Origin of the sequence: Chitinophaga tropicalis (genome assembly GCF_009758205.1) — a bacterium.
Lineage (GTDB): Bacteria > Bacteroidota > Bacteroidia > Chitinophagales > Chitinophagaceae > Chitinophaga > Chitinophaga tropicalis.
In genome coordinates, this window is record NZ_WRXN01000010.1 from 171,012 (window position 1) to 196,174 (window position 25,163).

Annotated in this window: 20 protein-coding genes; 9 read left to right on the forward strand and 11 right to left on the reverse strand. The window is 47.1% G+C overall.

Annotated features, from left to right (window positions below; genetic code table 11):
* Positions 1 to 91: 91 nt before the first annotated feature.
* Positions 92 to 844, reverse strand: coding sequence for a zinc ribbon domain-containing protein (locus GO493_RS21140; RefSeq protein ID WP_157308225.1), 753 nt, complete (start codon positions 842 to 844; stop codon positions 92 to 94).
* Between the two features lie 8 nt (positions 845 to 852).
* Entirely contained in the window at positions 853 to 1,947 is a 1,095-nt protein-coding gene (locus tag GO493_RS21145) for a Nif3-like dinuclear metal center hexameric protein (protein ID WP_157308226.1), read from the reverse strand.
* 192 nt (positions 1,948 to 2,139) lie between these two features.
* Here GO493_RS21145 and GO493_RS21150 point away from each other — a divergent pair, with 192 nt between their 5' ends.
* Positions 2,140 to 3,651, forward strand: coding sequence for a carboxypeptidase M32 (locus GO493_RS21150; protein ID WP_157308227.1), 1,512 nt, complete (start codon positions 2,140 to 2,142; stop codon positions 3,649 to 3,651).
* Here the strand turns inward: GO493_RS21150 and GO493_RS21155 are convergent.
* On the reverse strand, positions 3,646 to 4,323 hold the full coding sequence (locus GO493_RS21155; RefSeq protein ID WP_198315788.1) for a rhodanese-like domain-containing protein: 678 nt from the start codon (positions 4,321 to 4,323) through the stop codon (positions 3,646 to 3,648). The two genes, GO493_RS21150 and GO493_RS21155, sit on opposite strands and share 6 nt — an antisense overlap.
* A gap of 233 nt (positions 4,324 to 4,556) precedes the next feature.
* On the opposite strand from GO493_RS21155, the gene GO493_RS21160 reads away from it, so the two are divergent.
* From GO493_RS21160 to GO493_RS21175, 4 genes are all read left to right on the forward strand, one after another.
* A complete protein-coding gene (locus GO493_RS21160; RefSeq protein WP_198315789.1) occupies positions 4,557 to 9,368 on the forward strand; it encodes a PKD domain-containing protein in 4,812 nt (1,603 codons plus the stop codon).
* 76 nt (positions 9,369 to 9,444) lie between these two features.
* Positions 9,445 to 10,470 (forward strand): PorP/SprF family type IX secretion system membrane protein, encoded by a 1,026-nt coding sequence (locus GO493_RS21165; protein WP_157308230.1) that lies wholly within the window; start codon positions 9,445 to 9,447, stop codon positions 10,468 to 10,470.
* A gap of 108 nt (positions 10,471 to 10,578) precedes the next feature.
* Complete coding sequence (locus tag GO493_RS21170; RefSeq protein ID WP_157308231.1) at positions 10,579 to 11,049, forward strand: redoxin domain-containing protein; 471 nt, start codon at positions 10,579 to 10,581, stop codon at positions 11,047 to 11,049.
* Positions 11,050 to 11,219: 170 nt separating this feature from the next.
* A complete protein-coding gene (locus GO493_RS21175) occupies positions 11,220 to 11,576 on the forward strand; it encodes a T9SS type A sorting domain-containing protein (RefSeq protein WP_157308232.1) in 357 nt (118 codons plus the stop codon).
* A gap of 92 nt (positions 11,577 to 11,668) precedes the next feature.
* Here GO493_RS21175 and GO493_RS21180 read toward each other — a convergent pair whose 3' ends face one another.
* Positions 11,669 to 12,841, reverse strand: coding sequence for a class I SAM-dependent rRNA methyltransferase (locus GO493_RS21180; RefSeq protein WP_157308233.1), 1,173 nt, complete (start codon positions 12,839 to 12,841; stop codon positions 11,669 to 11,671).
* A gap of 141 nt (positions 12,842 to 12,982) precedes the next feature.
* Here GO493_RS21180 and GO493_RS21185 point away from each other — a divergent pair, with 141 nt between their 5' ends.
* The 4 genes from GO493_RS21185 to GO493_RS21200 all read left to right on the forward strand — a co-directional run bounded on the left by GO493_RS21185 (position 12,983) and on the right by GO493_RS21200 (position 16,873).
* Positions 12,983 to 13,561 (forward strand): nucleotide exchange factor GrpE, encoded by a 579-nt coding sequence (locus GO493_RS21185; RefSeq protein ID WP_232538916.1) that lies wholly within the window; start codon positions 12,983 to 12,985, stop codon positions 13,559 to 13,561.
* A 65-nt stretch (positions 13,562 to 13,626) separates the two neighbouring features.
* Positions 13,627 to 14,787 (forward strand): molecular chaperone DnaJ, encoded by a 1,161-nt coding sequence (gene dnaJ, locus GO493_RS21190; RefSeq protein ID WP_157308234.1) that lies wholly within the window; start codon positions 13,627 to 13,629, stop codon positions 14,785 to 14,787.
* 78 nt (positions 14,788 to 14,865) lie between these two features.
* Positions 14,866 to 15,813, forward strand: coding sequence for a class I SAM-dependent methyltransferase (locus GO493_RS21195; RefSeq protein ID WP_157308235.1), 948 nt, complete (start codon positions 14,866 to 14,868; stop codon positions 15,811 to 15,813).
* A 19-nt stretch (positions 15,814 to 15,832) separates the two neighbouring features.
* Positions 15,833 to 16,873, forward strand: coding sequence for a glycosyltransferase (locus GO493_RS21200; RefSeq protein WP_157308236.1), 1,041 nt, complete (start codon positions 15,833 to 15,835; stop codon positions 16,871 to 16,873).
* A gap of 83 nt (positions 16,874 to 16,956) precedes the next feature.
* Here GO493_RS21200 and GO493_RS21205 read toward each other — a convergent pair whose 3' ends face one another.
* The 7 genes from GO493_RS21205 to GO493_RS21235 form a co-directional block, all read right to left on the reverse strand.
* On the reverse strand, positions 16,957 to 18,090 hold the full coding sequence (locus tag GO493_RS21205) for a glycosyltransferase family 4 protein (protein ID WP_157308237.1): 1,134 nt from the start codon (positions 18,088 to 18,090) through the stop codon (positions 16,957 to 16,959).
* 229 nt (positions 18,091 to 18,319) lie between these two features.
* Entirely contained in the window at positions 18,320 to 20,071 is a 1,752-nt protein-coding gene (locus GO493_RS21210) for a vWA domain-containing protein (RefSeq protein ID WP_157308238.1), read from the reverse strand.
* A gap of 112 nt (positions 20,072 to 20,183) precedes the next feature.
* Positions 20,184 to 20,720, reverse strand: a complete 537-nt coding sequence (hpt, locus tag GO493_RS21215; RefSeq protein ID WP_157308239.1) for a hypoxanthine phosphoribosyltransferase — start codon at positions 20,718 to 20,720, stop codon at positions 20,184 to 20,186.
* Positions 20,721 to 20,741: 21 nt separating this feature from the next.
* Positions 20,742 to 22,517 (reverse strand): glucosaminidase domain-containing protein, encoded by a 1,776-nt coding sequence (locus GO493_RS21220; protein ID WP_157308240.1) that lies wholly within the window; start codon positions 22,515 to 22,517, stop codon positions 20,742 to 20,744.
* Between the two features lie 11 nt (positions 22,518 to 22,528).
* The gene (locus GO493_RS21225) at positions 22,529 to 23,173 is read right to left on the reverse strand and encodes an O-methyltransferase (protein ID WP_157308241.1); all 645 of its coding nucleotides are present in this window, start codon (positions 23,171 to 23,173) and stop codon (positions 22,529 to 22,531) included.
* Positions 23,174 to 23,285: 112 nt separating this feature from the next.
* The gene (locus GO493_RS21230) at positions 23,286 to 23,984 is read right to left on the reverse strand and encodes an LOG family protein (RefSeq protein ID WP_157308242.1); all 699 of its coding nucleotides are present in this window, start codon (positions 23,982 to 23,984) and stop codon (positions 23,286 to 23,288) included.
* 547 nt (positions 23,985 to 24,531) lie between these two features.
* Positions 24,532 to 25,113: a hypothetical protein gene (locus GO493_RS21235; protein WP_157308243.1), complete on the reverse strand. Its 582-nt coding sequence runs from the start codon at positions 25,111 to 25,113 to the stop codon at positions 24,532 to 24,534.
* Positions 25,114 to 25,163 lie beyond the last annotated feature (50 nt).

The window sequence follows — 25,163 nt, forward strand, 5'->3', positions numbered from 1 at the left end:
CCAAACTTTCAAGCCCTGCCTTATGAACATAAAAGTCCCGGCCAGAAAAGCCGGGACTCTCTACATATAGTAAATAAATTAAATAGCTCTATCAGATGGTAACAGTAGCTTCGAGATCATTATCCACCAGGATACGTCCGCAGTGTTCGCAAACGATGATCTTTTTACGCTGACGGATCTCTGCCTGACGCTGAGGAGGAATGGCGTTGAAGCAACCACCGCAGGAATCGCGGGAAACGGTTACTACGGCCAGACCGTTACGGTAGTTCTTACGGATCTTTTCGTAAGCTGCCAGCAGGCGGGCTTCTACCTTGGTACGGGCTTCATCGCTCTGCTTGCGGAAAGCTTTTTCTTCTTTCTCAGTCTCAGCGATGATCTTTTCCAGCTCACCTTTCTTATGTTTCAGGTTGGATTCTTTGTCTGAAATGGTCTTTTTGGCTGATTCCAGGATGCGGCTTTTATCTTTTACCTCATCGTTGGCATCCTTGATATGCTTTTCCGCCAGTTTGATTTCCAGGGACTGCATTTCAAGTTCTTTGGTGATTGCCTCAAACTCACGACTATTCTTAACGTTATCCTGTTGCTTCTCGTACTTCTTCATCAGGGCCTCTGACTCTTTAATTGCCGCTTTCTTATTGGCAATAAAGTCCTGGATGCCGCGAATTTCATCCTCAATATGAGACAGACGGGTGTTCAATCCCTCAATCTCATCTTCCAGGTCCTTTACTTCCATCGGCAACTCCCCCTTCAACACCTGGATCTCATCCAGCCTGGAGTCCATCTTCTGTAGCCTAAGCACAGACGCCAATTTTTCTTCTACGGAGTATTCTTTTACAGTAGCCATGTATGTTTTTATAAGTAATTTACCGGATTTGTATGAATTGTAGATTTAAGAGGCGCAAAATTAGGAAATTTTTCGGTCAATATATGATAAAATAATTCAACCGTAAACTGTTCACTCTCGAAATGTCCCACATCTGCTATAATTAATTGATTTTCAGCATCAAAAAATTCATGATACTTAAAGTCGGCAGAAATGTACGCATCTGCCCCTGCCGCCCTGGCCTTCTTCAGCAGGAAGCTGCCGGCCCCTCCGCACAAGGCTACCGTCTTTACCGGCTTTCCTCTTAACGGCGTATACCTCACACATCCTGTTCTGAACTGTTCTTTTACCAGGCGGAGGAAGGCTTCCTCTTCCATTGGCTCTTTCAGCTGGCCTACCAGGCCTGAACCTACCTGCTGATAAGTATTCTCCAGCTTCACAATATCATGCGCCACCTCTTCATAAGGGTGGTTTTCCAGTAATGCCTTCAGCACATTTTGTTCCAGGTTTGCAGGGAAGATCACTTCCAGCTTTGTTTCTTCCTCGGTATGGCGCTGTCCGATCTGCCCTACGTAAGGATTGGCGCTGTCTCCGGCCCTAAAGGTACCTGTTCCCTCTCCGTTAAAACTGCATTCACTGTAACCGCCAATATGTCCGGCGCCGGCTGCAAATAAAGCGGTCCGCAATTTTTCTGCATCTGCCCGGGGTACAAAGGTATACAGCTTCCTGAGCAGGTCCTTTTTAGGGTCCAGCACCCGGCAATTTACCAGGTCCAGGCGTTTTGCCATCATGTCACTCACGCCGTTCCTTACATTATCCAGGTTGGTGTGGGCGGCATAAACGGCAATATCGTGCTTGATAGCTTTTATGGCTACCCGCTCCACGTAATTGCTGCCATTGATCTTTTTGAGCCCGCCAAATACAATGGGATGATGGGCCACCACCAGGTTGCAGTTCCGGGCAATAGCCTCTTCTATCACCGCTTCTGTGGCATCCAGCGTCAGTAATACGCCGGTGGCTTCCCAGTCAGCGTTCCCGAATATCAACCCGGCATTGTCATAGCTTTCCTGGTATTGCAGCGGCGCGAAGGCAGCTATAGTATTGATGATTTCCCTGATCTTCATAAGGACGGTAAGTTCTGCCGAAATTTTAAATCAAACAAATTCTGATGGAGCCACGTGGGGCAAAAGTGCTACCGCAATACATACACTAAACATGCTTTAGACATGCTTGAAATATGCTTCAAACATACCTGAAAGAGGTAGCATCTGTAAAGTATCCTGGGAGGAGACCTATATTTGCACAAAATCATCAGCATGGCCCAGACACTACCCACCAAAGACGCTTACCGCGAGTATACCTCCAAAATGCAGCAGATAGCCGATGTACGTAACGCGATAGCCGTACTGGGCTGGGATCAGGAAACCTACCTTCCTGACAAAGGCGCTGCTTTCCGGGGGCAGCAGATCACCACTCTCAGCACCATTGCACATGAGCTTTTCATAGCCCCGGCGCTGGGCGATCTGCTGGAAGACCTGAACAGCCGTACAGACCTTGACCCGATAGCGGCAAAGAACGTTGCATTATCTCTTGAAGATTACCAGAAAAATAAAAAATACCCTGCCCTCTTTGTGGCAGAACTGTCCAAAACCACCAATGAATGCTACCATGCCTGGATCAACGCCCGCAAGGAAGGCAATTATGCTGTTTTTGAACCGGTCCTGTCCAGGATGGTAGACCTGAAGAAACAGGAGGCAGACCTGCTGGGATATACCGGGCATCCCTACAACGCATTGCTGAACGAGTATGAAAAAGGCGCCACCACTACCATGCTGGACACTATCTTCAGTGATGTAAAAAACGCCCTCACACCCCTGCTGCGCAGCATTGAACAGAGAACGCAGGTCAGGAAAGACTTCCTCCACCTTCACTATAACCGTGATAAACAATGGGCTTTCGGCATTGACCTGCTGAAAGCAATGGGATATGATATGGGCGCGGGCAGACAGGATATTTCCGAACATCCTTTCACCACGAGCTTCAGTCCGCAGGACGTACGTGTTACTACCCGTATAGACGAAAATGACTTCGGCAACATGACCTGGAGCTGTATACATGAGGGCGGGCATGCGCTGTATGAGCAGGGGCTGCCTGCAGAAGCCTACGGCCTTCCTTCCGGAGAAGCCGCCAGCCTTGGTATACATGAGTCACAGTCCCGCCTTTGGGAAAACAATGTAGGCCGCAGCCTTTCCTTCTGGCAGCATCACTATCCCCGGTTACAGGAACTGTTTCCTGACAATCTTAAAATAGTGAGCCTGAATGACTTCTATAAGGCCATTAACCAGGTACAGCCGTCCCTGATCCGTACAGAAGCCGATGAGCTGACCTATCACTTCCATGTCATGATACGGTATGAGATAGAGAAAGGGTTACTGGAAGGCGTTTATAGTACCAAAGACCTGAGAGAGGTATGGAATCAATACTACAGGGAATACCTGCATGTGCAGGTACCTTCTGATACCCAGGGCGTGCTGCAGGATATTCATTGGTCGCACGGCAGCTTTGGCTATTTCCCCACCTACTCCCTGGGCAGTTTCTATGCTGCGCAGTTCTTTACCACTGCACAGCAGCAGGTACCGGGGCTCTCAGAACAGATAGCCAAAGGAGAATACCGCACCCTCCTGGAATGGCTGCGCAACCAGGTACACCGCCACGGGCGCTACTACACGTCAAATGAACTGTGTGAAAAAATAACCGGTAAACCACTGGATTTCAAATACTTCCTGGACTATGCCACGCAGAAGTTCGGGGAGATCTATGGTCTATAAGGTTTCAGATACTCCTTCTTTCCTCCACACTTCCCTTCCGTCTTCATAGAGTATGAAGGTTGGCAGGGAAGTGGCTTTTATGGACTGCATGACCTGCTGGTCCCTTCCGCCATCAACCTTCAGCAATTTTACATCTTTATGAGTATCAAGGTATGCCTGTAATACGGGTTCCATTTTACGGCAGGGAGGGCACCAGGCGGCGCCTACATCTACCAGTACCTGTCCTTTCCTGATAGCCAGACTGAACGTATCCACACTCATTTGCGGCAGGCTGACAGCTCCGGCCAGCGGAAGTCCCGCCTGTTTCCAGGCATTGATCCCTCCTTTCATTTCCACTACTTCCTTAAAACCGTTTTCTCTCATCCAGCGGGCGGCAGCAGTACTACGTCCGCCACTGAGGCAGTAAATATAGACCGGCCGTTGTGCGTCCAGGTATTTTACTCTTTCCTGGAATTGGGCCTTATTGGTAAAGTCGGCCTGTAATGCTTTGTCCAGGTGGCCTGTATTGAACTCAGCCGCTGTACGCACATCGAAAACCTGTATACTATCCTGTGCAATGGCATTCCTGAAACTAGTAGCATCTATTTGCTGGGAAAATCCCGCTAACGGGCTACCTGTCAGTATAAAAAATAGGAAAAAAATCTTATATAATTTAAATTTTTGTACTTTCATATTGGCATTCTGGAAATATTTTTTGTGTGATTTTGCTATAACCTCTAAACTGTTGTTAAACATAATACGTTAAGTAAACGAGACGCCAAATATTAAAAATACTTTTTGATTATTCATTCTATATTTCTCAAACCTATGCTAGACCGATAAAACAGGCCTAGCCATATCCGAAAATGGAACACCGATATCTACGCCAATTTCCTAAGTACTGGTATACTCTACCAGGGATTCTGATGATCATTATTCTGTGCGGAGCAAACGCGCAGGCGCAAACCGTTGACTTTACTGCAGATAACTGGAGTGGTTGCGGCACAGCCTATGTACAGTTCACCAACCAGTCTACCACCGGCGGATCTGCCGTATGGGACTTCGGAGATGGCGGGGCCAATTCCACCCTATGGAATGCCACCCGTTCTTTCAACCGGCCGGGCACATTTAACGTTACACTGACAGTTACTTATCCCAGTGGAACGTCCCGTTCTGTAACACATACTGTCCGCGTATATAACAAACCGGATGTAAGGTTCTCGACCACCCCTATTACGGGTTGTACTCCCCTGGTGGTAAACTTCCAGGACCAGTCATCTGCCGGAGATGGTACTATTACCAGCATTAACTGGGATTTTGGCGATGGTAACGGCAGCACTGGCGCCACGGCTTCCCATACATACACAGCAGGAGGCAACATCACTGCTACTTCCATAGTAACCAACAGCTTTGGTTGTATAGGCAGCGGCGGACAGAACATCAGGGTGAATGCTACCCCGGTAGCTTCCTTTACCAGCAATGTGCAGGGGGGATGTAAGGCCCCGCTTACAGTGAACTTTACCAATACCACAACCCTGAACACTTCTGTTACCACTGCCGTAAACTACCAGTGGGATTTCGGAGACGGTACTACCAGTTCAGATATGCATCCATCCCATACCTATACCAGTATGGGTAGTTTTCCGGTACGGCTTACAGCCACCACTGCAGACGGGTGTACTCATACTGTAACACAAAACAATTATATAGTAATCGCGTCTACTCTTCAGGCAGACTTCACTATACAGCAGAGTGCGTGTGCGGGCGCTAACCTGACCTTTCAGAACACTACACAGCCAGCTCCTGTATCTGCCACCTGGACATTCTCTGATGGCACGGTACAGAATACGGTAGATGCGGTAAAATCCTTCCCGGCTGCGGGCGATTACTCTGTAACGCTCAGGTCTATTACACAGGATGGTTGTGAGGCTACCGTTACCCGCACCTTTCATATCAATGATAAGCCAACTGCCACTTTCACCGTTCAGCCCATTCCGGCCTGCCGGATCCCGACAGACGCCACCGTTACTTATACAGGCAGCGGCGCTACGTCCTGGGCATGGAACTTTGGCGATGGCGGAACTTCTACCGGACAAAATCCTACTCACAGGTATACTGCAGAACGTGCCTACAATATATTCCTGACAGCTACCAACGCCCAGGGTTGTGTTGATACACATACCGTGGTTTACCTGGTGAAAATGCCTACACTGGCGTTTACCGGTCCGCTTGCAGGTTGTGTGCCTATGACTGCTACTTACCGGCCTTCCGGCGTATCTGCCGACCCGTTCGTATCTTTTGCATGGGACTTCGGCGATGGCGGCACCTCCACACAGCAGGTACCTACTTATACTTTTACCAGGGCAGGAACATTCATTGTACGCCTGACCGTTACTACACGGACAGGTTGTACACGTACTTTCCAGCAAACTGTAAGGGTGGGAACCCCGGTCAGTGTGGACTTCACGGTTGACAAGACAACAGGATGCCAGTCTACTCCGTTCAACTTTACAGACCTTTCCACTCCCCAGGTGGCGGGTATGACCTGGCTCTGGAGCTTCCGCGGACCAACCGGCGTTACCACTACCGCTACCACGCAGAACCCTACAGTAACATTTGGTTCAGTTGGTCAGCAGGATGTAACGCTGACCATCAACAATAACGGATGTACCACCACCCTGACCAAGTCAGATTATGTTGAGACCTTCCCTCCACAGGCCCGGTTTACAATAGGCACTGTAGATTGTGCCAATTTGTACAGGCGTGTATTCACAGATAACTCTGATTTCGGGGCCAGTCCTACACAGATGTGGAATTGGAATTTCGGGGATGGTGTCACCTCCAACCAACAATCACCCACACATACTTATACTGCCGGAGGCACTTATACTGTCACGCTCACTGTAGATAATGGCAGCTGTACCTCTACCACTACTCAGATAGTAAGAGTGCTGGATACCAAACCGGTTATCTATGCTACACCAGCCACCATATGCCGCGATAATCCTGTTGCCTTTACTTCTGACCCGCTGAGCGCAACAGAGTACCCGTCTTTTGTATGGGCATTTGGCGATGGCAATACAGCTACCGGCTCTTCTGCCTCTTACACTTATACAACAGCAGGTATCTACAATGCTATTGCAACAACAACGGATATGTATGGTTGCCAGCATGTTTCTGATCCGCTGACAATAACTGTGAACGGTTCTGACGCTAACTTTACCATTGCTGCACGTCAGTGTAAAGATGAGCAGATCACCTTCACAGACAATTCCACTACACGTGCGGGCAACACTATAGTTTCCTGGACATGGGATTTTGGTGATGGCAGCGCCCCGGTAGTGTACAATGGTTCACTTCCGGCCAGCATCACCCATACTTATACCACTTTCAATGACTTCCCTGTAAAACTCACCGTAAGGGATAATACGGGCTGTGAAAACAGCTTTACAGACGTGGTGCATATTGCCAATATAGTAGCCAGCTTTGGCGCTAACGGCAACATTGCCTGTCTGAACCAGCCGTTCCAGTTCAATAACACTTCTGTGACTGAACCTCTTACCTATGCCTGGACGTTTGGCGATGGCGGCACAAGTACAGACCAGTCTCCGGCACATACTTATACTACTGCCGGCAACTACACTGTAACGCTGGATATTACCGGAAGCACCGGTTGTACTTCACACGCAGAGATCACAAACTTTATAAGGGTACCTAACCCGGTGGCCAACTTCAGTTATCCGCCTATTGCAGCAGATATCTGTCCGCCGATAAAAGTACAGTTCACCAACAGCTCTACAGACTTTGTAAGTTCCGCGTGGGATTTCGGTGACGGAAGCACATCTTCAGAAGACAATCCGCTGCATAACTATATCAGGCCTGGTACTTTCCCTGTTACGCTGACCGTATTCTCAGAAGGTGGTTGTCCAAGTGCTCCTGCAGGTCCGCAAAACCTGTTCATAGCCGGTCCGGACGGTTCTTTCACTGTAACGCCGCAAACAGGCTGCTGGCCGTTGACAACCAGTATGAGCGCTACCTCTCTGAATGCTGTTGTAAAATATATCTGGGACTTTGGGGATGGTTACTCTGTTACCACTACCACTCCTAATTCTCCTTCTTACACCTATCAGCGTGAAGGCGCCTACTATCCGGTAGTACTGCTGGAAGATTCCCGTGGTTGCCGTGTAGCTGCTGCAGGTACACCTACTGTGGTAGCAGATAAGATAAAAGGTCAGTTCACTGCCGATCTGACACAGGCCTGCGATGGTGGTACTGTTTATTTTGCTGCTACATCCACCGGTGTTTCCAATGATCTGGGTAATGTACCGACTTATACCTGGGACTTTGGCATAACCGGCCGTACAGATGATGTAGGTAGCGGCGCCAGTGCCAACTTTGTGTACAACACCCCAGGTACTTACACTGTAACGCTGAGATCTACCACAGACTATGGCTGTAACCATGATACTACCCTGAACATTGAAATAGAAGCCACGCCGGCAGCAGAGATAGTAGCTATCAATCCTTTCTGTACGGGTTCAACCATACAGTTACAGGGCCGTGATAACAGGAACCTGCCGGGTACGCAATGGTTATGGTCTGTCAACAACCAGCTGTACAATACTGTAACGCCGCCTCCTGTTACTTTCAGCCAGGCAAGCAGCTATCCTGTACAGCTCACCATTACTTCTGCAAGCGGTAACTGTAAGAGTACGGACCTGAAATATGCAGATGCAGTGGCTTATCCGACACTTGATCCGTCTCCTGACAGTTCAGGTATCTGTCTTGGCAATTCCCTGCAGTTGCAGGCCAATACAGACGCCGGCGTACAGGTAGCGTGGACCAACTATAACATTTCTGACCCTAACAGTATCAGCCCGGTAGTGAATCCTACAGTAGATACTACTTACCATGTAACGGCAACAAACAGTGCAGGTTGTGCTTCTCAGGCTGATGTGATAGTGCGGGTATCGCAACCATTCACTGTACAGGTAAGTGATGCTGAAGTGTGCGCCGGCCAGTCGATACAGCTGCATGCCAGTGGAGCTGTTAACTACCAGTGGTCGCCCGCTACAGGTCTGAGCAGCGCTACTACTGCCAATCCTCTGGCGTTCCCGGATTCTACTACTACTTATACCGTAACAGGTAGCGGCAGTGACGCCTGCTTTACCGATACGAAGACCGCTACTGTAACCGTTCATGCGCTGCCTCAGATCAATGCAGGTGAAGACATGCAGCTGGGTGTAGGCACCAGCATTGTACTTCCGGCCACCGGCAGCAGCGATATTACTGATATTGAATGGTCGCCCGCAACAGGACTGAGCTGTATAGATTGTTTGAGGCCAACGGCATCTCCAAAACAATCTATCACTTATCATGTTACTGTAAGTAATGACTTTGGCTGTAAGAACATGGATGATATCACCATCACGATGATATGTGAATCCGGTTCAACGTTCCTGCCGAATACATTTACACCGAATGGCGACGGACAGAATGATATCTTCTACATCAGGGGCAAGGGTGTTAAATCAGTTAAATCATTCAGGATATTTAACCGCTGGGGCCAACAGGTATTTGAAAGGACCAACTTTGGAATAGAAGATCCGCTGTATGGCTGGGATGGTAAACAGAACGGTCAGCTGGTCAACCCGGATGTATTTATCTACATAATTGAACTGATCTGCGATACCAACGAAGCATTCACTATTAAAGGAAATGTAATGTTGTTAAGGTAATGTCACACCTTAACAACATTAAGCCATATACCACATAAAAAATGACCATATACTATTTAAAACTGCCAGCATGAGAATGAATTGTAGAAATTTGTTATTGGCACTTTGCGTATGCAGCGCATTTAACCTGAACGCCCAGGATATTCACCTGTCGCAGTTCTATGAAACTCCTATTCTGCGTAACCCTGCACTGATAGGTATTTTTAACGGAGATTACCGTGTACAGGCAGTGTACAGGAACCAGTGGAACAGTGTTACCATTCCTTACCAGACAGGAACGGTGAGTGCGGAACTTAAGTTCCCTGTGGGAAGGAGCGAAGATTTTGTGACAACAGGTATTCAATTTACATATGACAGGGCTGGTACTGCCAAGCTTCAGTCGGTGCAGGTATTACCGGCTATCAACTATCATAAATCGCTCAGCCAGGATAAGAACATGTTCCTTTCCGTAGGTTTCATGGGAGGCCTGGTACAGCGGCAGTTTGATCCGTCAAAGCTTACTTTCAATAACCAGTATACAGGCGGCCGTTTTGACCCTACCACGGCCAGCGGAGAGGAAGGCAAGCTGGCCCTGAGGGGATATACTTACCTGGATGCCGGTGCGGGCCTCAGCTTTAACAGCACTATCGGAGAAGATGTGAATTACTTCATAGGCGCCGCATTGTATCACTTTACCCGGCCCAGGATATCGTTCTATAATGATAAGACCATCACTATGGACCCCAAGCTTACCTTTAATGCCGGTATCACCATACCAATGGATGACCGGGTAAGGATAATTGGTCAATACAACCAGCTGCACATGGGCGCTTATTCTGAGTACATAGGTGGGGCGCTGATAGGATACAGCCTGTATAAGGACGGGCTGGAAAGCAGCCGTGCTTTTTACGGCGGTTTGTTCATGCGTTATAAGGATGCCATTATACCTTCTTTCCGTCTGGATATGGAAACATATGAGGTAGGCTTCACTTACGACGCCAATATTTCCAAGCTGAGAACGGCCAGCCAGACCTTTGGAGGCTTTGAAGTATCGCTGGTATTCAAAGGATTCCTGAACAGCCGCAACAGCACACTGGAAAGCATACACTGTCCAAGATTCTGACCCGGGCTTTCCCGGACTTATAATAGTAACGCTTCCGCCTGTGGTGGAAGCGTTTTTTCTGCCTTCCATTTTCTATCTTTATGCCTCACATTAAAACAAGAATAACAGATGAGCATAACAGTTGGTACAAAAGCGCCTGCTTTTTCGCTGGTAAATACCGAAAAGCAGAAGGTAGCTCTGGAAGATTTCAAGGGTCAGAACCTGGTGATCTTATTTTTTCCGATGGCATTTACCGGTACCTGCACTACTGAACTGTGCAGTGTAAGGGATAGCCTGGCCATATATAATGGACTGAACACAGCGGTAGTTGGTATTTCTGTGGATTCTCCCTTTACCCTGGGTAAGTTCAAGGCTGATCAGCAGCTGAATTTCCCCCTGCTGTCTGACTTTAACAAGGAGGCTTCACAGGCTTACGGTTCCTTTTATGAGACTTTTGTGCTGGACCTGAAAGGCGTTTCCAAGCGTTCAGCCTTTGTAGTTGATAAGGACGGTGTAATAAGATATGCGCAGGTGCTTGACACCGCCAGCGATCTACCTGATTTTGAGGCAATTAAATCGACTTTAACCAGCCTGCAATAAAATTTCAGCGGAAGCGTTAATTTTTTCAAAAAAGTGATGGCAAGCCTTTCTTTTTGGCTTGCCATTTGTTATTTTTACATAGGATGTATTTCCACAAAAAAGGATCGCCAAGGCGATCCCTATCATGAAATAAACTATTTATATTTGAAAAAAATTTTATCTTTGCATATATGTGGAAAACCTTTACACTTTTACTTACTTGCTTTATTTGTCTCCTTACCCTGACCGGGAAGGCGCAATTTAGTGCCAAGACGTCGTCTCCTTTTGAAGGGACTGCGAGTAAGATTGTGAAGTTATATCCTAACCCGGCTACTACCAGGATCTATTTCGAATTACAGAACAATAACGAACAGATATATGATCTTATTGTTTTTAACTTCCTGGGTAAAAGAGTAGATCAGGTAAAAAACATAAGTGGAAAGACCCCACTGGACCTGGGCGCTTATTATAGCGGAGTGTATATCTTCCAGTTAAGGGACCGTCAGGGTAACCTGGTTGAATCGGGTAAGTTTAACGTCGTCAAGTAGTTAAAGAAACTGATATAAATAAAAAAGGAGCGGTGACCGCTCCTTTTTTTATTGCTTTTACTGGCAGTATTTCCAGAAAATGGAATTTTCTTTTATTGAACTTCCACAATCAGGAATTTCAGGTAAGTTGTATTCTCAATATTCCATAAAATAGGATGGTCCTGGGCCTGCGTCTGGAAAGTTACCTGGCGCAATTTCTTTTTAGCATCCTTTGCAGCCATGTCGATGATCTCCAGGAAGAGGGAAGGTGGTACCAGGTTGGTGCAGGAAGCAGTGACCAGGAAGCCACCCGGTTTCAGCAGCTTCATACCACGGAGGTTGATCTCTTTATACCCTGTAATAGCTTTCTGGATGTTTTCACGGCTTTTGGTGAAGGCCGGAGGGTCCAGGATCACTACATCGAATTTCTTCTCTTCTTTAGTCCACTGTTTCAGTACATCAAAGGCATTGACAGCCTGGAATTTACATGTGTCTTCCAGGTTATTGAGCTGCGCGTTGCGGCGGGCCGTATTGACCGCGTGCTCTGAGATATCCAGTCCCAGCACGCTTTTAGCGCCATAATAACCGGCATGGCAGGAGAAAGTACCTGTATAGCAAAAGGCTTCCAGTACATCGGCGCCTTTTACAATATGCTGGATAGCACGGCGATTGTCCTGCTGATCAAGGAAATAGCCGGTTTTCTGGCCATTTTCGATGTCTACATGGAATTTCAGCCCGTTTTCATTGATAATAATATTAGTATCAAAAGGAGCACTGAGAAATCCTTTCTGCTGGGTCAGGCCTTCCAGTTCGCGAACGGGAACGTCATTACGTTCATAGATGCCTTTGGGAGAGAAGATCTTTTGCAGGGCATTTACGATAGCGCCTTTCCAGCGGTCCATTCCGAGGGCCAGGGTCTGGAGTACAAAATAGTCGTTGAACTTGTCTATTACCAGGGCGGGCATATCGTCGGCTTCGCCAAACACCAGGCGGCAGTTTTCCACATATCCCAGCTGCTGGCGGTATTTCCAGGCTTTCAGCAGGCGGCGGTAAAAGAACTCGTCATCGATCTTTTCATCCTTATCGCGGGTGAGCAGGCGTACCAGTATCTGAGATTGCGGATTGATGTAGCCCCGGCCTACAAAGAAGCCCTGGTGGGTGAATACATCTACCGTATCTCCGGCGTTCACAGCCCCGTCAATCTCCCCTACTTCATTGCCAAAAATCCAGGGATGGCCTTGCAGGACACGGTTCTGTATTTTTTTCTTTAAAAAAACTTTGGTCATTATAGCTGTTTCGAAGGCGCAAAGGTAAGGAAAGTCTATGGCATGCATAGCGCGGCCGGGTCAAGAAATGTCAATTTGTCTCATCTTCCGCTCTTGGCAAGTTAATTGACAAATGTACCTTTGCAGACAATATTTACTTTCATGACAGAAAACGAAAAAGATATGCAGACAAACGGACAGGACACCGAAAATGGTAAAGTTATGCCGGATATCAATGCTGATGAGAACCTGAGCGGCACCACACACCTGAACGACGCCCTGGCGGATGAAAGCGAACTGGACAAGAAACAGCAGGAACTTGACGAGATGAGGGACAAATATCTTCGTTTAGTGGCTGAATTTGATAACGTTAAGAAGCGCAATGCCAAAGAACGCATTGAGCTGATGCAGACAGCCAATAAAGAAGTGATCATAGCACTGCTGGATGTACTGGACGATAGTGAGCGTGCAGCCAAACAACTGGAGACCGCAACAGATGTAAACGCCATAAAAGATGGCATTTCCCTGGTATTCAATAAATTAAAGAACACCCTGCAAACCAAAGGCCTGAAACCTATGGAAAGTTTGCACACTGAATTTAATCCGGACCTTCATGACGCCCTCACCGAGATCCCGGCTCCTACAGAAGAGCTGAAGGGGAAAGTACTGGACGAAATGCAGAAAGGCTACTACCTGAATGACAAATTAATACGTCATGCCAGGGTAATAGTAGGGAAATAGGTGACGTTCTGACAGAATTGATTTTCATTAACCACGCCGGCATTATGCCGGCTTTAGTGTGATATATGTCTACCAAAAGAGATTACTACGAAATACTGGGTGTATCCAAATCCGCTTCCCAGGATGAGATAAAAAAAGCCTACCGCAAAGTGGCGATGCAGTACCATCCTGACCGGAACCCCGACAATAAAGAAGCAGAAGAAAAATTCAAAGAGGCAGCTGAAGCCTATGAAGTATTGAGCGATGCCGACAGGCGGGCGCAATATGACCGTTTTGGCCATGCAGCTGCAGGTGCAGGCCGCGGAGGCTATGGTGGCAGCATGAACATGGAAGACATTTTCTCCAACTTTGGCGACATTTTCGGAGAAGATATTTTCGGCAGTTTCTTTGGCGGCGGCAACCGTGGCGGTGGCGGCGGCAGACGCAGCAGAGGCACACGTGGTTCCAACCTGCGCGTAAAGATCCGTCTCAACTATGAAGAGATCTCTAAAGGGGTAGAGAAAAAGATAAAAGTAAAGAAATACGTTCCCTGTCAGCACTGTAGCGGACTGGGAGCAAAAGATAAGAACTCTTTCCAGACCTGCGGCACCTGTGGTGGCTCAGGCCAGGTAAGAAAAGTAACCCAGACCTTCCTGGGACAGATGCAGACCGTTACCACCTGCCCTACCTGTCATGGCGAAGGTCAGACCATCACCAGCAAATGCGGCCACTGTAAAGGAGAAGGACGTATGTTCGGAGAAGAAATGGTGACCATTCCTATTCCTGCAGGTGTACAGGAAGGCATGCAGCTGAGCCTCAGCGGTAAAGGTAATGCCGGTGAAAGAGGCGGCGCCCCCGGCGATCTGAACATCCTCATTGAAGAAGAACCACATCCGGAACTGCAGCGTGACGGGCTCAATGTAGCTTATGACCTTTATATTTCCTTCCCTGACGCAGTATTTGGTACTTCCGTGGAAGTGCCTACCATAGATGGGAAAGCTAAAATAAAGATCCCGCCAGGCACGCAGAGCGGCAAGGTGTTCAGACTTAAAGGAAAAGGCTTCCCTTCCGTAAACTCTTATGAAAAAGGAGACCAGCTTATCCAGGTGAATGTATGGACGCCCCAGCAGGTGAATGGCGAAGAGAAAGCGTTCCTGGAAAAGGTACAGGCATCAGATAACTTCCGTCCTAACCCGGAAAAATCAGCTAAAGGTTTCTTCGATAAAGTAAGAGATATTTTCAGCTGAGTTATCTTTTATAAAATATTAAAGCCGCCCGGTTATACCAGGCGGCTTTATTTTTAATTCCATATTTTTACAGGTTACATGTTCGATCCTTCTAAACTACAGATGCTGGAAAACCGGCTGGTAAAGGTGTTCAAACACCTCCGCAAAACTGCGCGCCGCCAGAATATTACCTGTTACAGGGTATATGATGACGATATTCCTGAATTTCCCTTCAGCATAGAATTATATGAAGACCATGTATACGTGGCTGAATACCACCGCCAGCATGGTATGGAAGAGGAAGAACACGAGCGCTGGCTGGATAGCAGCCTGGAAGTGATAGCGAAAGTGCTGGAAACAGCGCCGGAAAAGATATGGGTGAAACAACGCCAGCGTAAGGCAAGTCGCCAGGACCAATATGAAAAACTATCCTTCGAAAGTCATGAGATGGTAGCTCATGAAGCCGGATTATCTTTTAAGGTCAATCTCTCAGACTACCTGGATACAGGACTTTTCCTTGACCACCGTATTACACGGGGCATGGTAAAGAATGAGGCTGCAGGTAAGAAAGTGCTTAACCTGTTCTGCTATACCGGCTCCTTTTCCGTATATGCTGCCGCAGGCGGAGCAACGCGTATCACCTCAGTAGATCTGTCTAAAACATACCTGGCGTGGGGAGAAGAAAACATGAAGCTGAACGGGTTTGACCCCGCGAAATATGAGTTTGTACATGCAGATGTGCTCCAGTACCTGGATACACTTCCTGCAAATGAATATGACATCGTAGTACTGGACCCGCCCACCTTCTCTAACAGCAAACGTATGAAGGACTTCCTGGATATACAACGGGACCATGTTATGATCCTCAATAAAGTGCTGAATGCTACCAAACCCGGAGGTATTGTCTATTTCAGCAATAACTACCGCCGTTTTGTACTGGAAACAGAACAGATCAACGCTACAGAGATCAAAGACATCACTGCACAGACCATTCCTTTTGACTTCCAGCAAAAGCTGATCAGGAAGTGCTACAGGATCACCCGATAAAAACAAGAAAACTGCCTACATGAATATTTTGTTTGCCGGCGATTTTGAGCCTGGTTACAACAGAACAAAGATCATCATAGACGGGCTCCGGGCACAACCCGGAGTAACATTGTCATTCTACAATTACAAGGAAAAAAGTAAATGGAACTTTCCAGCCCTGCGTAAAGCATGCAAGGCTGCAGATGTTATTTTCCTTCCCTCCTTTACCCACCAGGACGTACTGATGATCAAATGGCTGTCAGGGAAGCCCCTGATCTTTGATCCGCTGATATCACGTTATATGTCCAAAGTGTTTGATTACAAAAAAGTAGGTAAGTACTCTCCCAGGGCATTCAAGAACTATCTGAAAGATAAGATCTCTATGAGCATGGCTGACCTGGTGGTATGCGATACACATGCTCACCTGCAATACTTCCATGATACCTTCAATATCCCGGAGCATAAAATGCATGTACTGCCTGTCGGGGTTAATACAGATGACTTTAAACCCGCTCCTGTACAACATCCGCAAAATACCTTCATTGCAGGATTTTATGGTGGGTTTATTCCTTTGCAGGGCACACGCATGATCATTGAAGCGGCTAAGGTATTGCAACCACATACTGACATACAGTTCCGGCTGATAGGTGATGGTTTTGAGTTTAAAAAAGTGCAGCAGCTGGCAAAGGATTATGGGTTGGATAATGTGAGTTTCCTGGGATGGGTGAATTATAATAAGCTTGCGGAAGAAGTGAATGCGTTTGATATCTGCCTGGGGATTTTCGGGGAAACAATGAAAGCAGATGCGGTGATACCAAATAAGATCTTTCATTATGCTGCTTTACAGAAAGCTATCATCACAAAGAATGCTCCTGCTATCAGAGAAATATTTGAAGACGGCAGGGATATTATATTGTCTGAAAATACGGCAACGGCTATCGCAGAAAAGATATTGCTGTTGAAAAATGATCCTGTTCTGAGAGCAGCTGTTGCAGAGCAGGGGTATAGGAAGATCGTTACAGGGTATAATCATAAGGTAATAGGAAAGAGTTTATATGAGCTTGCAGTGAGGCTTTTATAGTAAGATAACTGCACATAAAAAAACGCTTTTGCCTTCGGCAAAAGCGTTTTTTTATGAAGGCCTGCGGCCGGCTAAAAATATCTTTATAAATAGATGTTCTGACCTGCGGCAACACCGGCATTTTCTCCCGGAACAACTGGTGGTACCGGCACATTCTCTCCCATCTCAGCAAACAGGCGCAGGTATTCGTCTGTAATATGGTGAAGGCCATGATTATTTATTGTGAAATCATAAGCACGCCTGATCACTGCTTCACGTACTTCCTGGTTACTGAGAAGGGTATTCATTCCCTGAGCCAGCATATCTGGCCGTTTCATCTGACAAGCTATAGCACGGCCACCACCTACCAGGTCTGCCAATCCGCCGGCATCTGTAGATACGACCGGTACTTTGTACATGAAGGCATCAAGCACACTGCTGCCCAGTCCTTCCTGTTCAGAGCTCATTGCAAATACATCCAGGATAGAGAATACGTCTTCTACATTCTCATAAAATCCCATCAGATGATATATATTCTGCAAACCATATTCTTCGATCTTTGCCCTCATCTGCTCTTCCAGGTTGCCTTTGCCGAAATGAAGGAATACGAAATCCCTGCGCATAGCAGCCAGCTCTTTTATAGCCTCTACCATTACCAGTGGATCTTTGTGTTGAACAAGCGCGGCAGTAGTACCTATTATATGAGTACCGGCAGGCAGGTTCAGCTCTGCCAGTATCTGCCTGGCCCTGGTTTCATTCAGGGGTCTGGCTACGCTGGCGCTGGAGATCAGTTTCACATCTTTAGCCCCGAAATTCTCCAGGATTTTTTTGATGGCAGTGCTGATAGCTACTACCTTATCAGTCAGTTTGTATTTCAGTAACGTCATACGGCCATGCGGCACAAAATCAACACGCCTGGTAAATATGAGCTTTGCTTTGTGAAAAGGCTTTGAAAGTACAAGGTAAGTAAGGATATGAGAGGATTGTGCGTGGAGCACGTCGTATTTCCGTCCATTAAAGATCAGGTAAAACAATGCGCCCAACACGTTGGAAAAAGAAACGGTCTTAAAACCCTGTTCCTTTGCTTTTGCTTCAAGCGGGTAATTTTTTCTACATAACAGTTCAACAGTGATGCCCGCATCTCTGAACCCTGACATGCAATACATGGTTTGTCTTTCCCCACCGCGCCAGGAACGTTCAAAATTAAGTTCCAGCACTCTTAATGATTTGCCTCGCATAGGTTCCATGGTTTTTAGTTCGCAGATTGATAATCTTACACAGGTTAGATGCACAAACTATGCAAAGTTTAATATTTAGTGGACAATCTTAACACTAAATAACACATTGAGGGAATGTCTATCGTGCACTTCCTTATTTGTCGCATATATATAATACTGCAAATATATCTATTTTAAGGAGGGGATCAGTTTGATTTTTTATCAGTAGTAATTTGAACGGAGAGAATACTCATTCCAGTCGTCCGGATTTCTTCATTTCCCTTACCAGCCTGATAAATTCCTGGCGGTAATTCCCTGGGTCGTCAGCCAGTGATCTTTTGGCAATGTCCAGCACCATGCCTACGTTACCGATGCCTTTATAGGCAGATTTTCGTAGTAACAGGCCCATCAGTGCTACTCCGGCAGCAAAACGGAAGTCGTCCGGCGCTTCCCTGAAAGACACCAGGTCTGCAGGCACTTCATAGTTAAAGGAACGTAAGGTGGTATCTACCGCTTCCCGGTAGCTGAGGGAGATATTTCCTAATTGTCCGCCGTTATTGTCAGCCGGAACTATTTCATACATGGCCACAGCGCAATGGCCTGCTCCTACTATGCCTCCGCAGATCTTTTCTCCGGCAATGTCATCTTTGATCACTTTATTTTCATAGCCTATGAGGCGGTAAGATTTTACTTTCGCCGGGTCAAAGACAATATCTGCCCGTACGTCTTTCGCCACGGTAAACAGTGTGCCGCCAAATTCACGGGCAAAGATCTTACTGGCCTCTTCCAGGTTGTCTATATAGGCGAAGTTGCCATTCCCTTTACTGGAAAGGGTTTCCAGCTTGGAATCCTTATAGTTCTTCATACCGAAGCCGAGGCAGGTAAGCAATACTCCTGTTTCTTTTTTACCCAGGATCAGTTGTTCCATATCGGCATCGCTGGTCTGACCTACGTTGAAATCTCCGTCAGTGGCCATGATCACGCGGTTATTCCCGTCTTTGATGAAGTTTTCTTCGGCTATCTGGTAGGCCAGTTTGATAGCTGCTTCTCCTGCAGTGGCGCCACCTGCGCTGAGATAGTCTATTGCGTTCAGGATCTTAGTCTTCTGATTGCCGGGGGTGCTGGGAAGGATAACGCCCGGAGTACCTGCATATGCTACTATTGCAACATGGTCTGTGCTGCGCAGGTTGTTGACCAGGATGCGGAAGGCGGCCTGTAACAATGGGAGTTTGTTGGATACTCCCATAGAACCGGAAACATCTATCAGGAATACCAGGTTACTGGCTGGCAGGCTGTCGTTATTCACGGCGGCTCCACGTACTACAAGCTGGAGCAGGTTATGGGAAGGCTCCCACGGGCAGGTGGCATAACGGCTGTATACCGCCAGGGTCTTTCCCGGTGGGGGCAATGGGTAGTGGTAGGGGAAATAGTTCATCATTTCCTCTATCCTCACAGCATCTACCGGTATACGTTCCTTCAGCTTTACAAAACGCCTGATATTGCTGTATGCGGCACGGTCAACATCCACAGCGAAGGTGGAAGCGCTTCTCATGGCTGTTTCAACAAACTTGTTTTCATATAAGATGCCGTAAGTTTCGTCGAAAAAGGCGCGGGTGCCCATGCCTGAATTACCGTAGTTGGGATTGGAGGTCTGAGAGGAACGTATCCTGGCTATTACCTTTGCCTTATTCACATCATTCTGCGGATCTTCTTCTGCATCCAGCTGTATAAGCATACGGGTGTGCGAACCCACAGACATCTGTTTGGGGAGGTATTTGCTATGCCGGAATGTAAGTACCGCGTCCTGAGAGGGCACCGCTATGCGAAAAAGCCCATACTGGTTTGTAATTGCTTTAGCGGAATCGTTGATGACGGTGATGACCACTTCTGACAGTGGATTATGAGAAATACTGTCTTCCACTGCCCCTGTTATCCATATTTTCTGAGCACTCGCAGGTACAAGGATTATTAAGCTGCCGAGCAGCGAAAGGAGCCTTTGCATCAGTTTGCACCAGTTATATCACAATTTAATCAATTATGAGGGAATTTTTTGGGGAATAACAACTGCTTAAGAATTTTGCAAAAAGAAGGCTGGCCAGTGGCCAGCCAAAAGTTTATTCAACCAGCTGATAGATCTCCGGCAGGTTGCGCCCCAGTCCATCATAATCCAGCCCGTATCCGAGCAGGAATTTATTTGGAACGGAAAATCCGAGATAATCTATTTTGATAGGATACTTCATTGCCTCTGGCTTGGTAAGCAGGGAGGCTATCAGCAGTTTTTCAGGCTGCTGGTGTTCCAGCTGAGGCAGGAACTGGCTGAGGGTTTTGCCTGTATCCACAATATCTTCCAGTATAACAACGGTACGGCCATACAGGTCTTCATCCAGTCCTATAGATGTCACTACATTTCCGGTTGATTTTGTCCCTTTGTAGGAAACCAGTTTGATGAACGATATCTCTGCCTCAATAGTAAGGTTTTTGAATACGTCGGCAGCAAACATAAATGAGCCGTTAAGAATAGCAATGAACAGGGGTTTTTTACCTTTCAGATCATTACTGAGCGCTGCGGATATTTCCCGGATACGCTCCTGCAGTTGCTGCTCACCGATATACGGCTGGAATTTTTTATCGTGTACCTGTATAACTGACATTTGATTCCCGATTTACAATATTTACATTTTTCCGACCAAAAGCCGTTGTCCTATTTTGATATCAAAAGTTTCCATATTGTTCCACTCTTTCAGCTGTTCTACAGACACGTTATAGCGTTTGGAAAGGCCATACAGTGTTTCTTTGGTCTGAACAACATGAAACAGTGAGTTGCCGTCCCGTACCGGGTTGCTGACTGCCGGAGCTGTAGCATCAGGCAGAGGCTGGGCTGGATATGTCTGAGCCGGAGCTGCAGGTTGTGTTTGTGCCGGCGCTGACTGTGCCGGCTGTGTTTGTACCGGCTGGGCAGGATACGTCTGAGCCGGAGCTGCGGGTTGCGTTTGTACAGGCGCTGACTGTGCCGGCTGTGTTTGCACCGGCTGGGCAGGATACGTCTGAGCCGGAGCTGCGGGTTGCGTTTGTACAGGCGCTGACTGTGCCGGCTGTGTTTGCACCGGCTGGGCAGGATACGTCTGAGCCGGAGCTGCAGGTTGCGTTTGTGCCGGCGCTGGCTGTGTTTGTACAGGCCTTGTTTGTGTGGGTGCTGTCTGTACCGGTTGTGTTTTTACCGGGGCAGCAGGTGCACTTCCTCCACCGGAAGTGGTTACTGTAGCGCCTGCTTTCTGCAGGTCTTCCAGCATGCCCGGGGGCAGGTTATTCTTTGCTGTATTATCCTGTTGTTGCCGGGCATTCTGTGCAGCCATCTCTTCCTGCCTTTCTATTTCTGTCTTCACATCTCCCACTATCTGCCCGGGGTTCAGATCTCCTTCAGTAGGATCTTCTACCGGCGCCTCTTTAGACAGTTTAGGCGTGGATTTAGCATATCCGTCCAGTGCCAGCCTTTCACCTACAGCCGGTTCCTGTCCTTCCTTCATCCTGTTACGGCGGCGTAGCCAGCGTAACTGTATACCTTCCGCCTGGGCAATGTCATACATGCTTTCACCTTTTGCTACTACGTGATAATCGTTCTTGCCGGATTTACCTTTCTTCTGCAGGAAGATAAACATTGGTTTTGCATGTGGTTCATCGTTCTCCAGGTCGTTATAGTGTACCAGGTTACGGAGCTTCACATCCTGTTCATTCGCCACCTGGATCAGCGCTTTATTGGCTGGTACCACTATCACCTTACGGTCATTGATCTTAAAGATACCTTTAGGGGCATTGGCTGTTGTAATGCCGGTAGATTTCCCTGTGGAGGGTGTTGTGGTGTTCTTAGCAGGCTGTGTGGATGACGGGAAATCATCTCCTGTCTTTCCATTGCCGGTACCGGCTTTAGCCACGCCCTCTCCTTCCAGCGTGTATTGCTGCAGGTTATAATCTTCAATCAGTTTGATAAGCTGCTGCGGGTAGGTGTTGCTGGTGGCATAGCCAGCCTGTTTCAGGCCATAGGCCCAGGACTTATAATCTTCTTCCTGGAACTGGAAGAGGAAAGCATACCGGGGATTATTACGAAGAAAATCAGAATGATCTTTGTAAGACTCTGCGGCAGAATTGTATTTCCGGAAACATTCCTGGCGGGCATCGTCATCATACCTGACGCTTTCGCCGCTCCAGTTGTTCTTACATTTGATACCAAAGTGATTATTGGAATTCTGTACGAGCCAGCCATTGCCTGACTGGGTTTCAAGTATACCCTGTGCCAGTTTGATGGAAGCCGGCACACCACTGCGTTGCATCTCGGTGATGGCAACGTCTTTGTACATTGCAATGTACTGCTGCGTGGTCAGCTTCTGCGCCTGCAGCAATAACGTACTGCCAGTCAGGAAGCATAACACTAAAAAAGATCTCCTCAGTTGCATGTATGGTGAATTTAATGGGTCTTTCTTATCATCAGCAGGCCATCTCTTATTGTCAGCACTAACTGTTCGGCCCTGCCGTCTGCAGCTACTTTTTCACAGAAGCTCACCATTGCTTTCGCATTGTTGCTCTGCTTTGAGCTATCCAATAGTGATTCCCCATGGTAAAGCACATTATCAGCCAGTATGAAACCTCCGGGGCGGAGCTTCTCCCACACAAGATCATAGTAACGTTCATACCCGGCTTTGTCTGCATCAATAAATACCAGGTCAAATACTTCATCCAGTGTTGCAATGATATCAGCAGCTTTGCCGATATGCATTTTTATGCGCTGTAAAAGTCCTGCTTCTTCGAAATAACGCAGGCACATTTCTTCCCGTTCTTCATTGATATCGATAGTGTGCAGCAGCCCTCCTTCACGTAATCCCTGTGCAAGGCAGATAGCAGAATATCCTGTATATGTACCCAATTCAAGTATGCGTGCAGGCTGTATCATATGGCTGACCATACTGAGGAATTGTCCCTGCAGATGGCCGCTCAGCATATGCGGTTGCTCTACCTTAACATGTGTTTCCCGGTTAAGCCGCTGTAACAACCCGCTTTCAGGGCTGGTGTATCTCTCTGCAAACGCTTCTACTGCAGCAGGAATTATATCCATGGGCGTATAATTTTTGCAAACCTACAGAAAAACACCAGAAACCGGTCATTTGAAATTGGTAGCGCTGGTCTGAGTAATAGTTAGCCCGCCTGCGGCGGGCTGACTGAGAATATCAGAAATTGGGGCGCAGCTTGTTGGTAGTGTAGAATACACGGAAATATTCCACTACTTCTTCGGCAGTATCGAACAGTTGCAGCAGGCCCAGATCTTCAGGGGAAATATTGCTCTCCTTCTCCATCATAGTTGTGCGGATCCAGTCCAGCAGGCCGCTCCAGTATTCGCGTCCAACCAGTACCAGTGGTGTTTCCGTCATCTTCTTGGTCTGGATCAATGTAGCTACTTCAAAGAATTCATCCATAGTACCGAAGCCGCCGGGCATCATGACAAAGCCCTGTGAGTATTTTGTGAACATCACCTTGCGTACAAAGAAGTAGTCAAAGTGCATGTTTTTATCGTGGTCAATATATGGGTTGGGATATTGTTCATGCGGCAGCGTGATATTAACGCCCACTGATTTGCCTTTGGCTTCCTGGGCGCCTCTGTTGGCGGCTTCCATTACACCAGGCCCTCCGCCTGAAATAATACCGAAGCCTTCATCTGCCAGCCTGCGGGCTATTTCATGTGTCAGTTCATAATATTTGCTGCCCTGCCTTGTTCTTGCAGAACCAAAAATAGATATACAGGGACCGATCTTGGCCAATGATTCAAACCCTTCTACGAACTCTGCCATGATCTTGAATATCTGCCAGCTGGAATGTGCCTTTGTTTCTGTCCAGTCCCTCTCTTTCAGATGCTTTAAACGATCGTTCATTTACAGAATATTATTTGTTCAATAAAGGGCTAAAATACTGATTTTGTACCTTTACAAGGGACCATACGGACAGAGAATAATAAAAAAAGCAGGTAACTTGAAAGAAACCCGCTTAACATTTAACACGTTATGAACATGTAGTTGCCGTTATCTGGCTTACCACATAGATCTTTAATCCATAGCTGGCATAACGTATCTCGTTTAATGCTATTCTTTCAAAAAGGTAATATGCTTTCCCCGGGAACCCGGGTAGGTAAACAATACAGATTCTTTCATGCAACGTGGTTTTACTGTTCTTACTGACCTTTTATCTGAGGGTTGGTCAATTCTCATTTAAAATACGGATAATCTTTGTCAAAAACAAGCGGGGGGAATTATAAGAGAGTAGTTGTTGGGGGCTTTATGTTATATTCAATGCGAAGAAATTGCTCAAAAAATCGCTTTTGCCTTCGGCAAAAGCGATTTTTTGAGGGTGCTTTTCTGGCCTGCGGCCGGCTAAGTAAATTTTTGTGCTGCGCGTGGCTGATTTTTAATGAGAGAGGTTGTATTACATACCGATACTGGCGCCTATACGCAGTATCAACCCTTTCTGATAAGGTGACCTGTCATCCTGCAGTACATCATACAAAGCCATGATACTGAATGCGGCACGGCCACCCATAGGTTGCGTGTAACCGCCCCCCATCAGCAGGCTGGGCACTCCATAGCTATCTTTGATAACAGTTTTCGGATCAGTATCATAGTAAGTGCTTTTCAGACTTACATGGTTTGCCTCCGGCTGTATATGGATGAACAGGAAATCCAACGGGTAAACGCGGCCCCATACACCACCACCGAAAATACTGTATTGATTGCGCTGGGAAGTTTCACCATTTGAAAATCTCCAGCGTTCTGAACCATACTGTGCATTAATAGCTATACCGGCTGCAAACATCTGGGATATACGGTAACCCACTGTCGGGGATACGTTGATGTTGGTATAATCACCGAATGATAATCCGAGGGAGCCTCCCACTATAAGACGGGATGCATCAAATCCTTTTCTGCTGGTGGTATCGGTCTTGTAGTACTGTGCATGCGCCAGCTGTGCGGCTGTTACAAGCAATAAGCATACTAATAAGCGTTTCATATTTTGTTCCTTTAAGTGGTTTATCTTTTCTATGTTAAGCGACTTAACCG